12 protein-coding genes are annotated in these 12,799 nt (G+C 42.6%); 8 read left to right on the forward strand and 4 right to left on the reverse strand.

Annotated elements, in window-relative coordinates; genetic code table 11:
- Positions 1–5 precede the first annotated feature (5 nt).
- A complete protein-coding gene (locus AC04MN_RS00470; protein ID WP_475381222.1) occupies positions 6–872 on the reverse strand; it encodes an HNH endonuclease family protein in 867 nt (288 codons plus the stop codon).
- Between the two features lie 186 nt (positions 873–1,058).
- Between AC04MN_RS00470 and AC04MN_RS00475 the strand changes: the two genes are divergently transcribed.
- The 8 genes from AC04MN_RS00475 (at position 1,059) to AC04MN_RS00510 (ending at position 9,394) form a co-directional block, all read left to right on the forward strand.
- Positions 1,059–1,763: a Crp/Fnr family transcriptional regulator gene (locus tag AC04MN_RS00475; RefSeq protein ID WP_475381223.1), complete on the forward strand. Its 705-nt coding sequence runs from the start codon at positions 1,059–1,061 to the stop codon at positions 1,761–1,763.
- Between the two features lie 126 nt (positions 1,764–1,889).
- Positions 1,890–4,181, forward strand: a complete 2,292-nt coding sequence (locus tag AC04MN_RS00480) for a heavy metal translocating P-type ATPase (protein ID WP_475381224.1) — start codon at positions 1,890–1,892, stop codon at positions 4,179–4,181.
- Complete coding sequence (ccoS, locus tag AC04MN_RS00485) at positions 4,178–4,333, forward strand: cbb3-type cytochrome oxidase assembly protein CcoS (RefSeq protein WP_475381225.1); 156 nt, start codon at positions 4,178–4,180, stop codon at positions 4,331–4,333. The genes AC04MN_RS00480 and ccoS overlap by 4 nt, the downstream gene beginning before the upstream one ends.
- A complete protein-coding gene (gene ccoN, locus AC04MN_RS00490; protein WP_475381226.1) occupies positions 4,330–6,456 on the forward strand; it encodes a cytochrome-c oxidase, cbb3-type subunit I in 2,127 nt (708 codons plus the stop codon). The genes ccoS and ccoN overlap by 4 nt, the downstream gene beginning before the upstream one ends.
- 1 nt (position 6,457) lies before the next feature.
- Positions 6,458–6,622, forward strand: a complete 165-nt coding sequence (locus tag AC04MN_RS00495; RefSeq protein WP_475381227.1) for a cbb3-type cytochrome oxidase subunit 3 — start codon at positions 6,458–6,460, stop codon at positions 6,620–6,622.
- A 2-nt stretch (positions 6,623–6,624) separates the two neighbouring features.
- Entirely contained in the window at positions 6,625–7,188 is a 564-nt protein-coding gene (locus tag AC04MN_RS00500) for a cbb3-type cytochrome c oxidase N-terminal domain-containing protein (RefSeq protein ID WP_475381228.1), read from the forward strand.
- 151 nt (positions 7,189–7,339) lie between these two features.
- Positions 7,340–8,758, forward strand: a complete 1,419-nt coding sequence (gene ccoG, locus AC04MN_RS00505) for a cytochrome c oxidase accessory protein CcoG (protein WP_475381229.1) — start codon at positions 7,340–7,342, stop codon at positions 8,756–8,758.
- Entirely contained in the window at positions 8,759–9,394 is a 636-nt protein-coding gene (locus AC04MN_RS00510) for a sulfite exporter TauE/SafE family protein (protein WP_475381230.1), read from the forward strand.
- A 1-nt stretch (position 9,395) separates the two neighbouring features.
- On the opposite strand, the gene AC04MN_RS00515 is transcribed toward AC04MN_RS00510, so the two are convergent.
- The 3 genes from AC04MN_RS00515 to AC04MN_RS00525 are packed head-to-tail and all read right to left on the reverse strand — an operon-like array spanning position 9,396 to position 12,767.
- Positions 9,396–10,154 (reverse strand): hypothetical protein, encoded by a 759-nt coding sequence (locus AC04MN_RS00515; RefSeq protein ID WP_475381231.1) that lies wholly within the window; start codon positions 10,152–10,154, stop codon positions 9,396–9,398.
- Position 10,155: 1 nt separating this feature from the next.
- On the reverse strand, positions 10,156–11,730 hold the full coding sequence (locus AC04MN_RS00520; protein ID WP_475381232.1) for a hypothetical protein: 1,575 nt from the start codon (positions 11,728–11,730) through the stop codon (positions 10,156–10,158).
- Between the two features lie 26 nt (positions 11,731–11,756).
- On the reverse strand, positions 11,757–12,767 hold the full coding sequence (locus AC04MN_RS00525; protein WP_475381233.1) for a protease: 1,011 nt from the start codon (positions 12,765–12,767) through the stop codon (positions 11,757–11,759).
- Positions 12,768–12,799: the final 32 nt, after the last annotated feature.

A 12,799-nucleotide genomic window follows, 5' to 3' on the forward strand; every position in this document is an offset into this window, starting at 1 on the left:
AAACATTAAATCCGGCAAAGTTGACTGTTCTTTAGCTTATAGTCTTTAATTGCCGTTTCCTCAGTTTCGTCCATTTGAAATTGACCAGCACTGCACTCGCCATTTCTAAGCATCCGCTGAACTTGCTCAACTTCATTCGGACTCAACTTGAGTTTCCAAATATACTTGATTTTCAGCCACTGGGCTACATATTGACATCGATAATTGTTATTTGGCGGTAAATATCCATCGATAGGTTTGTCGCTTTTTCTGGAGTTTTCAGGACCCCAAACCGGAAGCAAATGATAAGAGTTGCCCATGAAATTAGCATACAAACAACGCTCTTGCGAATTCCACTGATCGGCGCCTGATATATACGCGTTTTTCAACGGCACAAAGTGGTCAATTTGAATATCTCGCGCATCCGTAAGCTCATTTCCCGTATAAGGATCAAGCCACTTTCCCCCAACCACAGTGCACTTGTCCGAGCTAAGGCTCACAGGCACCTGACTGTCTCGCTCAAGCACCAAACCGCGAGTATTCAAACAACGTCCCGGGCTGCGAAATCGCACCCAACCTCCGAAATCACGAGTCCTTTTGTAGGGAATTGCAGGCTCCCCCCAAATCTGATCTGTTCGTTTGAAATTAGTCAGCGCAAAAACTCTCTTAATCACCTGAAGCGCATTGGCATGCGCTCGCTCTAATACTTCGATCGGCGTATCAAATTGTGAGTGACTATAAACATCATGCAGATCGGGCCAATTTGTCTCGGTGGACTGCAAATTTATTGAAGACTTTTCGATTGAAAAATAATGAGAATAGGTCGCAGCCCGCAGCCCCGGCGAGAAGACAAACAAGCCAATAAACGTGAATACCATTCCGTGGCTTCTCATTTTATTACCCTTTTCAAGAGGTTATCGAGACATCCTTGCCTCAAAAATATTAGAGCCTCCCCCTAGGGCATAAGTCCAGTACATTATTGTCAAGATTTAGTCTTTCTCATCACCTAAGATTTGTGTTACACCCCGTTCCGAACACAGTATTGCATCTCAAATGAGAAACATGGTAACGTTTATAACATGAGTACTAAGGCCGCTTGCCCCCCAACCCCCTCTGCACGCCAATGTTCCACTTGCGACAACCGCGAGGAGAATCTAATTTGCTCTGTGGCACCAGAAGTCGTTCCTCTATTGGAAAGATCGAAGGTCATTTCCCTTTATAAGGCGGGACAAACAATCTTTTATGCCGGCAATGAACCCCTGGGACTGTTTACGGTCACCAAAGGACTCGTCAAATTGGAAACAACATCTCAAAGTGGAGCGGCTCATACTTTGCGCATCATTGGACCTGGAGGAGTTCTAGGTTACAGATCTCTTTTTGCAGCCGAACCCTACCACGCTTCGGCCATTGCCTTAGATGAAGTTGAAATGTGCTTCATTCCAAAGTCGGATGTTATGGGAATCTTCAAGCAGTTTCCAGAAGCGGCCATGAAGCTTTTAAGCCATCTATCCAAAGACCTACGTCAAGCCGAAGAAAAGTGGATGGATCAAATGGATAAAGGGGCCTCCGAGCGTATCGCCGAAGCACTTTTGTTTTTGCAAAGCCATTTTGAACACGAAGGGTGGACCCGTCGAGAAATCGCTCAATGGGCAGGCACAACTCCTGAAACCGTCATTCGAACATTGGCTCAATTTGAAAAAGAAGGCCTCATCGACCAAAGTGATGGAAGACAGATTCGTATTATCAGCGTGTCTAAGCTACAGGCTCGCAGTCAAATGGGATAATTTGTCCCAGACGCTCCCTCAATACCACTTTAAATTTATTCCAGATTTTTAATGGAACATGACCTGAATCATATTCTTTAAGTGACTCCTAAGTGACATTATAAAACACGATAGAAGGTGTGTTTTATGGAGTCATTAGCACAAGAAACAGCTCGCTGCCTACACTGCGGAGGCGTGAACCCGCGCGGTCATGTTTTCTGCTGCGATGCCTGTGAAAAGCTTCATACAATCACTGAAATTAACAATGATGATCTTGAAAAGAATGGTCTACTCTCTAAGTATTCCTATTTAGATCTTCCAGATTTTTACAATCTTTATAAACATACTGACGACGAATACAACTTTTCATTTTATGCAGAAGGCCTTCACTGCTCAAGCTGCGTTCATTTGCTTGAAAAAATGCCCGAGTTTTACGATGGTATTCTAGCGGCACAAGTTAATTTTGGCTACTCAACCGTCAGTATAAAACTTAAAGAAGATGCTTCGCTTGCAAAGGCGGCAGCTCTGATGGAAGAGTTGGGATATACTCCGTCGCCACTAGCCTCTCAAGACGACTTCCAAGAAAAATACAAACTCGAAAACAGAGTTTTTCTAAAACGAATAGCCGTCGCTGGTGCGTGCGCTGGGAATATCATGCTTTTTGTTATTCCAGTCTACAGCGGTTTAGCCGGGACCATGGGACTCGTTTTTAATTGGATTAGCTTTCTACTTTATCTTCCTATTTTATTGTATTCAGCAGTCCCTTTTTACCAAGGCGCATGGAATTCTTTAAAATACAAAGTTATCAACGTCGATCTTCCGATCACAATCGCCATGCTTTCAAGTGTGGGGCTTTCCGCTTACAATCTAATGCTTGGAAAAAATGAAATCTATTTTGATTCAACAGCAAGCTTTATGTTTCTTATTCTATCAGCACGATATTTACTAAAACGCACTCAGCAAAATTATCTTTCACCAACTCAGATGAAGAGCTTCTTCAATAATGTGCAGTATTTAAAAAAAGAAGACTCTGGTTGGACGACCCACCCGGCAACATCCCTAAAAATTGGAGATGTTTTAAAAATTAAGGCCGGTCAAACTCTGCCAATGGATGCAGAACTTATTTCGAATAAAGCCTTTTTAGATATGTCCTTGTTTAATGGCGAATCCCTACCCCGAGGATTTTCAAAGGGTATGGTTATATTCGGCGGCACCAAACTTATTTCTACCGAAATTGAAGTAAAAGTAACCACAACTCAAGAAAACAGTAAGTTAGGCAAGCTCTTTAAAGAGTTAGATCAAGCGGCTCTTAAAAAGACTGCCTTCCTGACACTAACAGACCATCTGGCAAAACAACTGATTCTAATTGTTTTTGCAATCGCTGGAATCTTTTTAGTCGGCTATAGTTTTGTAAACTTCCAAGAAGCCTTCAATCGATCCTTAGCCTTGATTGTACTTGCTTGCCCTTGTGCTCTTGCATTTGGATCCCCTTTAACTTTAGGCCTTGCATTAAAGAAAGCCCAAAAAAACGGAATTCTAATCAAGGATGGTTCTGTTTTCGAACGTATTAGAAAAATCAAGCATGTCTACTTTGACAAAACGGGAACTTTAACTTTGGGTCGCTTGCACCTAGCTTATTCAGAACCTGCGGTACTTTCAGTTGAAACACAAGAAAACATCCTAGCTCTTGAGTCCGTATCCCAACACCCCATTGCATTTGCCCTTCGGGAAAAATGGCAGCACATAGAAAGCACTCCGAATGCTAATAATCTTCAAGAGATTTTAGGCCAAGGGGTTCGCGGTCAAATCAACGGCAAGTTCTGTGAAATCAAAAACATTGCCGAATCACTTCACGATACTGAAATAGCCGTCGGCTACTATGAAAACTCAAACCTTGTTTGTATTTTGTATTTTGCCGATCAAATTCGAAATGAATCTAAAGACCTAATTGAGAAGTTAAACAAACAAGATATTCAAACCTACTTATTAACGGGTGATAAAAAAAACCGTGCGTTTGAAGTGGGATCACAATGTGGGTTAAATAAAGACCACATCTTCGCCGAGCTTTACCCAGAAGATAAAAAAGAAATTATTGGGCGACAAAAATACACGTGTATGATTGGTGATGGGGCCAATGACTCCCTATCATTGCAGGCCGCAGATGTAGGCATTGCACTTAAGGGAAGTGTTGAACTGAGTCTTACTAGTGCCGACGTGCATTTCACCAAAGGCGGTCTCAATCCTTTGGTCTCACTTCTTGAATTGGCAAAGACAACGGAAAATGTTCTGTATAGAAACTTAACCATCTCACTTATTTATAATAGTATCGGCGGTACCTTAGCCCTTTTAGGTTACATCAATCCAATGATGGCCGCGATTCTAATGCCAATCAGTTCGGTGATTATTATTATCTCTTCCCTCTGGGGGTTCCGCAAATGAATATACTCACTCTTATGATCCCCATGGCCCTCATATTGGGCATCGGTTTTGTGGCCGCCTTCTTATGGGCCACCTCAAAAGGTCAGTTTGATGACCTTGAAACACCTGCACATAGAATTTTAAAAGATGACAACGAAAGGAAAAACTCGTGAACAACAATGAAAGAATCATCGAAAAAATACACTACGATGACGATATCGTGAAATTATTCTCGATAGCGACTATCGGATGGGGCTTAGGCGCATTCTTGTTTGGCTTGATTGCTGCCATTCAGTTGGCCTGGTGGCCTGCCAACGGTGGCCTAGAATGGATTACATTCGGGCGTATGCGTCCTCTACATACTAATGCCGCAATTTTTGCGTTTGCCGGTAACGCTATTTTTGCAGGTATCTACTATTCTACTCAGCGCCTTTTAAAGACTCGCATGTTCTCGGACATGCTATCGAGACTGCACTTCTGGGGATGGCAGCTGATTATTGTAACGGCCGCATTAACCATTCCTTTTGGTTACACAACAGGAAAAGAGTACGCTGAACTTGAATGGCCAATTGATATTGCGATTGCTGTCGTATGGGCTGGTTTTTTTGGCGTCAACTTCTTCATGACTCTGAAACAACGTCGCGAAAAGCATATGTACGTAGCGATTTGGTTCTACATTGCAACAATTATCACTGTTGCCGTTCTTCATGTCGTTAACTCCATTGCAATTCCAGTTTCATTCTTGAAGTCATACCCTGTGTGGGCCGGCATCCAAGATGCGCTTGTTCAATGGTGGTACGGTCACAATGCCGTTGCCTTTTTCTTGACGACTCCATTTTTGGGTTTGATGTACTACTTTGTACCAAAAGCCGCAAATCGCCCGGTTTATTCTTATAGACTATCGATTATTCACTTTTGGGCCCTTGTCTTTATTTACATTTGGGCAGGACCTCACCACTTGCTTTACACCTCACTTCCAGAGTGGGCGCAAACTTTAGGGATGATATTCTCGGTCATGCTTTGGGCTCCCTCTTGGGGTGGTATGATCAACGGCCTTTTAACACTTAAAGGTGCGTTTAAAGAGCTTATCAAAGATCCTATCATCAAATTCTTCGTCGCAGGCGTGACCTTCTATGGTATGTCTACATTCGAAGGACCATTGCTTTCAATTAAATCCGTCAGCAGCTTAGGTCACTACACGGACTGGATCATTGGTCACGTTCATGCCGGAGCACTTGGCTGGAACGGTTTAATGACAATGGGTATGTTACTTTGGATGGTACCTCGCCTATGGAATACAAAGCTGTATTCTACAAAATTAGCAGAAAATAACTTCTGGATTTCAACTGTCGGTATCCTTCTTTACTACACATCAATGGTTACAGCGGGAATCACTCAAGGTCTTATGTGGAGAGCTATCGCAAAAGATGGAACTCTTGTTTACCCAGATTTTGTAGAAACGGTCATGAAGATCGTTCCTCTATATTGGGTTCGAGCATTGGGTGGAACTCTATTCATCGTTGGCTTCTGCATGTTCATCTACAACATTTGGATGACTATCAAATCAGCGCCAGCTCAACAAGAATCCAAAGCCCACGAAGTCACTCGCACGGGTTGGAACGAAGTCTATGGCAAGGAAGATGGACACCGCAAACTTGAAGGAATGGGGCTTACATTCTCGGTACTTGCTTTCCTAGCTATCGTTGTCGGATCAGTTATTGAAATCTATCCAACACTGTCTCTTCATAAGTATGTAACACCAGACACGATTACTGCCCCTTACACTCCATTAGAGCTTGCGGGTCGCGATGTGTACTTGAAAGAAGGATGTTACGTCTGCCACTCTCAACAAATTCGCCCAATGCCGGATGAAGTTTTGCGCTACGGGAAGCCATCAACAATTGGTGAAAGTATGTGGGACCATCCATTCCAATGGGGCTCAAAGCGCACGGGACCGGATTTGGCTCGCTTGGGCAAAAAATATCCAAACCTTTGGCACTACCAACACATGATCGATCCACGTTCGGTAACACCTAAGTCAATCATGCCGTCGTACCCATGGTTGGTGGCAAAGAATGTCGACTTTACCGTACTTCGTAAAAAACTATCGGTCATGAGAATGGTCGGCGTTCCTTACGATGACGACACGGTAGCTAACGCAGATATCCATGCACAAAAAGAAGCCAAAGTTATCGCTGAAGATCTAGCGGCTAACGGAGCACCTGCTGGACTTGAAAAAACTGAACTCGTTGCTCTTATTGCTTACCTACAGGCACTAGGACAAAAAGGAAAGTAACATGAAACAACTAGGTTTAAGTTATTTTACAGACACACACTTAACATCATTAGGGCTTGTTATCTTTATGGTGTTTTTTGCAGGCGTATGCATGTGGGCCTACCGCAAATCTAGCGGTGCTCTATACAAACGCGTCGAGCAGTTTCCCCTTCAGGACGGAGAATAAATATGAGCGATGATAAGAAAAATATGGAAGGCCACAATTACGATGGCATTCATGAATTAGATAATCCACTACCAAATTGGTGGTTATGGACATTCTTTATTGCCATCATTTTTGGCGCGATTTACTATATCCACTACGAGCTTGCTGGAGGAACTAGCCTTAGCCAAGAGTTGGATATCGCAATGACCGAAATCAACAAAGCTAAACAAACAACTCCTCAAGTTATGGAAACTGAAGAGTCCTTGGCCGCAGCCATGACTGGGGATCAAGTTTTAGCCCTTGGAGCTAGTCAATTCAATTTGAAATGCGCTGCCTGTCACGGCAACGAACTTCAGGGTCTGATCGGTCCAAACTTGACCGATAAAAACTGGATTCACGGCAAAGGCACAAGAATGGATATCGTAAAAGTCATTCGCGAGGGCGTCGCTGACAAAGGGATGCCTCCTTGGGGTCCTGTCATGAAGAAAGAAGAGATCTACGCTGTATCAGCTTATATTCTTTCCAAAAAAGGCACAAACCCAGCCGGAGCAAAAGCACCTCAGGGTGATATTGTCGAAACTTACTAGGACTTATTCATTTAGTGGCCTAGCTCAGGCTCTGCATCCAACCGATGCAGAGCCTTTTTTTTGATTTCAAATTTGTCAGGAAAGTATGATGATGATCATAGTCTAAATCCCTAGATTTGCTTAAACTGTCCGTACTTCTTTGAGAGGAACTATGACTCAACTCGATCCTGGTAAACTAACAAGCGTAAACGCTCACGGAGACAGACTTTATTTACAACCTGCCGAGGTTAAAGGCTTTTTCCGTAAACACCGAAATTGGACTCAAGCCTTTTTAATTGTACTCTTTATGGTCCTTCCTTGGACAACTTGGGATGGACACCAAACAGTTCTTCTTAACTTGCCAGAGCGAGAGTTCAATCTCTTCGGCGTGCTATTCCGAGCCCACGATGCCCCTCTTATGTTTTTCTTAATCGCTGGTGGAGCATTGACATTAGCCTTCGTTACATCGATATGGGGCCGAGTTTGGTGTGGTTGGGCATGCCCTCAAACGGTATTTATAGACGGTGTTTTTCGCAGGATTGAGTACTTCACCGAAGGAAACTATTTAGAACGACGTAAAATGCAGACCGACCCATTAACATTTAAAAATTTCTTAAAAAAATCTGCTAAATGGATTTTATTTTTTATTGTCTCCTCCCATATTGCGCATTCGCTTGTCGCGTATTTTGTCGGAGCTCCAGAATTGTTAAAAATTACTTTAGGTTCACCTTCAAACAACTGGACACTTTTTGTTGTCGTTCAATTTTTTACTGCATTATTTCTTTTTGACTTCGGATGGTTTCGCGAACAGTTTTGTGTCATCATGTGTCCCTATGGAAGAATTCAAGGACTTCTAATGGATTCTTCAACAATGACCGTCGCCTACGATGAAAAGCGTGGTGAACCTCGCCGAGGCTTAACGACAACTAACCTTAATTTTGACGCCAACACTAAACAAGGTGATTGCGTGGCTTGCGGAAAATGTGTTGCCGCTTGCCCTACGGGTATTGATATTCGTAACGGCTTACAGCTCGAGTGCATCGCCTGCACGGCCTGCGTCGATGCCTGCGACGAGATCATGGAAAAAGTGAAAAAACCAAAAGGTTTGATCGGCTATAAAACTCTTGATAACTCCAAATTCAAACTGCTGAAGCCTAGAAGCTTGGCTTATCTTTTTGCTATTACTCTTTGTGCTGCCGGATTGATTTACAATCTATCCACTCGGCAAAGCTCACATGCAGCGCTCCTTCGCGCCACTGGACTTCCATTTTCAACTGTACAAAATGAAGCTGGGCAAAGCCAGATTCTGAATCACTTCAAATTGCACGTCACCAATCAGTCGTCTGACTCACAGTTATATCAAATTCAATTAACTCCAGAAGCAGTGGCGGCGGGCCTAGAATTAACGGTGGGTCAGAACCCAATGCTTTTGACGCCGAAGCAGTACTTTGAATGGCATTTCTTTGTCAAAGCGGCTCCTGAAAAATTCAAAGGCGTTGGACAAATAAAAGGCGCAATCTTGATCTATAACCCCGAAAACAGAGCTCTTTATAGTGATATTAAAGAGTTCACCTTGTTAGGCCCGAAATAGATGAATCAAGAAAGCCTCGTTCTATCTTTAACAATTCTTACGACCAGCTTTTTTGGAAGCTGGCATTGTGCGGGCATGTGCGGTCCTATTGCTTCAATTTTGGCTCAGCGAAATCAACTTATACAGTATCATATCACTCGCTTCATCATTTACGTTCTTTTCGGTGCGATGGCCGGTGCCCTGGGGGCCTTCTTCTTAGGCAATAGTTTCAACCTGCTGCGATTAATCTCGGCATGGTTATTTGGCCTGGTTTTGATTTATATGGGAATAAAAAATCTGGACCTACCACTTCTAAGACGAATCATTCCGCAAAGTACTTTGTTAAAAAAAGTGATCGCTCAAATTCAAGCTTTTAAGCTCAATCAACCTGGATGGCTCATAGGAGCATTAACGATTCTTCTCCCCTGCGGATGGCTATATACTTATATTATTGCGGCAGTAGCCTCCAAGAGCCCATACGCTGGGGCCTTTATCATGGCCCTTTTCTTTGCCGGAGGCCTTCCAGCTTTAATTGCTATGCCTTGGATGATAAAAAAAACGATTCAAAAAAGTGATACGAAACAAAAAAAAATTGCCGGTGGAATTTTGATTCTCGCCGGCATTTACAGCTTAATTTCTTTCTACTTAGCCCATTAACTTAAAAAGTCGCCTTTTCAATACTAATATCGTTAGTGAACTCAACCCCAACAGTGTTTGATCGCGGAGTATTTTTTGTTTCGACAAAAAGCATTCTTACGATACAGGCTCTAGGGGTATTCATGTAATTCGAGTTCAATATCTTTTGAAACTGAATAACTTGGCTACCAACACTTGCCGAATTTGATGAAGTGATCAAATCACGATCCATCCCATTTTGAGCAAGGTTCGATACATCCGCATCCATCTTCGTTTTAGAACCAACTCCAGCCAGATCGCAATAAACGTACATTGTCGCAGTAACGCCAGCATCATTAACATAGCGCCCTTGATCTAAAGACGAAAACCCTAAGGAAGAATTTAACTGGTAAATTCCATTTGTCTGAACTAACTGAGGCCCCGAAGCCTTCGGGGCGACGTAACAATAGTCAATATAATATCGGCTTCCAAGCTTTTCAGAACTCAAGCCGATCTCCAATTTGGATATCATACTCAGCCAAAAAGAGTTTCCGCCAAAAAGCACTTTATAACTATCTGAAAAATCCGCTGAAATATTATTGCCTCGAACACGCACCGGGCTGTCTTCAGCAACTGAAAGATCATCATACTTTACCTGAATAGAATCTGTCCCAGCTAAGTCTTGGGCTGGGTGAGCAATACCAGCATTGCATGCATACAACTGTCCATTCTTTGGCGCAATGGTCACACCAGCAAAAACTAGATTCGGAAGAAAAATGAGGCCAACTAAAAAACTCTTCATACTATTCACCACAGGTCTGGCGAGTAAAGCCTGTCACCGATTTTTCATATGAATCAGCAACTTTAGAGTCTCTGGCGATACGAACATTTTTAAACTGAACGCTGCCGTCCATTTCGTCAAAACCAGCAACTTCAAAATCAGCACGGATTTTTGCGAAATACTTACTTTTTCCAGCTGCAATACAGTTCTTCAAAACAGGGTTACAGATTTTTTCGTAATAAGCCGGCCACTGACGATCTTTGTTTAACCCCGATAAGGCTAATAATACGCGATCAAGCTCCGCAGTGAAATCACCACTTGAAAGATTAGGCAAAGCTCTTAATGGACTTAAGCCGGAAAGATTTGCTAGCCCTTGAAGGCTTTGGATCACGTCGATACCCGCCGTCCCTTCAACAGCCTTAAGGTCAATTAAGAACTGCTGAAAAGCCATCGCAAACAAAGTATAGTCTTCAAACGGATCAACAAACACAACTTCTAAAGAGTATTTATCGCCAACCTTAAATTCAACTTCATTGATATTTTTTGAGATACCTGTCAACAAGCCCTGCCAATTAGCGACCGCAATGCCGGCGTGCCACCAAGAATCCAAAAGTTCTCGCTTTGCACCTTTAACTGAGTAGAAGTTAGCCTCGCCAACAACAGGGACATTGAAGTTACTTATGCGAGTACACACTCCTTGAGTGCAAACCTTATCAGTACGATTATCGACAAACAAACTCATATCTAAAGTCCAAGTCTGTCCCGATCCAGCTAACTTAAGACCGCCCATATGAATGTCAGGTGCATAAATTGTAGGGAATCTTGGAGTTCGAACGTCGTCATCTTCTGTCAACGGCAGTGTACCAGCCTTTGGCTGAATATAAACACGAGCACGCGATGTACCTAAAGGATCTAATTCCGTGCTTGTACCCGAATCATCACCCGCAACATAGGCATTCAGTGCGGCTTCAACGTCCTGAGCCTCGAAGCCATTTTGCTTCAAATAAGCTTCAGACTTACATTCATCATTGATTGTTATTGAAACCACAAAACGATTGGCTGGATTAATTTTTAAGAAACAAAAATCTCCGTCCAATCTAAAAGTTCCGTTTCCAATAGAACGAATCTGACAGGCAACCTGATTTGGCTTAAACTGAATTGGACGATTATCAAGATCGTACACCTCTAAATGGGTACACTTACGTAAGAAAGCATGATTGCTAGCAAAAATTTGTTTCTTTTCATCGAAAGATTGAACAGGCTTTGGAGCGTCTTTAAGACTGCAAATACCTTCCTGAATCTTTCCATCAAAAGAAATATCCGAAGTTTCAGAAACTAATGTTGGAAACCGAACTCCCAACGAAAGCATTAAATATTGCCCCGCAGACTGCTGACATTTCTCGATCACAGTTGGAGTGAATATCGTGCTTTTTCCTTCCCAAAACATTCCAGAATAGTTCGCAGAACCATTGATGAAATAATTGAACTTCTGATCTCGGGACATCTTGCAAGCTTGAGCTTGCAAGATGAAACCGAAGAGAACCGCACTAGAGGTCAAAAGAATTCTCATAGAATTATTTAATAATGATTTACTCATAATACGGTCTCCTTGTTAACTAACAATTACTGAAGTTCAGAAGCAACTTCGCCTTCAGTGATATCTGTGAAAGTACAGATTTCAGCACCGTGACGTTGCCATTTACGGAACAATGGAAGTGATGAACGACCATTAGTCTCTTTGAACGTGTAACGGATTTTGCAGAAGCGTGGAGCTTTAGTTCCGCTAGTGAAGCTTGCGCCTTTAACGAAATCAACTGCGTTTCCAGCTAAGCTTTGTGCACCATGAGTTTTAACGATGTCTTTAACACCAGCAATGTCAGCTTCGTTTACAGAAGTGTTGTATGAACCATCAACGTTAGCGTATTTGTAAACGCCTTCACCTTGAAGATCACAAACCATTTTCGCTTCAACTGTCAAACCAGCCAAAGTTGAGTATTTTTTACCAGCAACTGCTGCAGGGATATCAAGACCAGCACGTGAGTTGTCGCCTGGGTTGATACCGTTAGCGATAAAGTCAGTTGCAGTAGCTTGAAGAGTGTATGCCCAGTTAGAGTTTACACCATCAAGGTAGTACTCGATTTGAGGAGCACGGAAGCAGATATCAACGAAGTACTCAGCATTGTACAACTCTGAACCAAGGTTGAAAGAAAGATCCTTGATTGTGTGGTTGAAAGCTGCAGCATCGCTAGAAATAGCTTGTGCATATTGTTGATTAGTAGAAGCAAAAGTTTTGTTAGATTCTACAACAACTGGAGTCTCACCGTGATCAGCCCATGTCATAGTAGTAACTTTACCGTAGTTCATTAGATAGTCGCCACCGTTGTTGTCACCAGCGCAAACGCAACGAGTGTTACAAATTTGACCATCTTTACAGTCATTCTGAGTACATGCATTTGTTGTACCTTCGAAATAACAAACTTTTTTACCAACAGCCGCTGATTTCAAACCAGCATTACAAGCATAGATGCTTGGACCAGAGCTATAAGTTTTAAATTTGAAACGCAAAGAGATTGCGTTTGCAGAAGAAGCCATAGCAAAAATTGCCATAGCAGTAGCCAAAACGAGCCTTTTCATTGGAACTCCTATATGTTTTCCAAGCCATACCG

Source organism: Bdellovibrio sp. ZFWA1, from assembly GCF_056175665.1.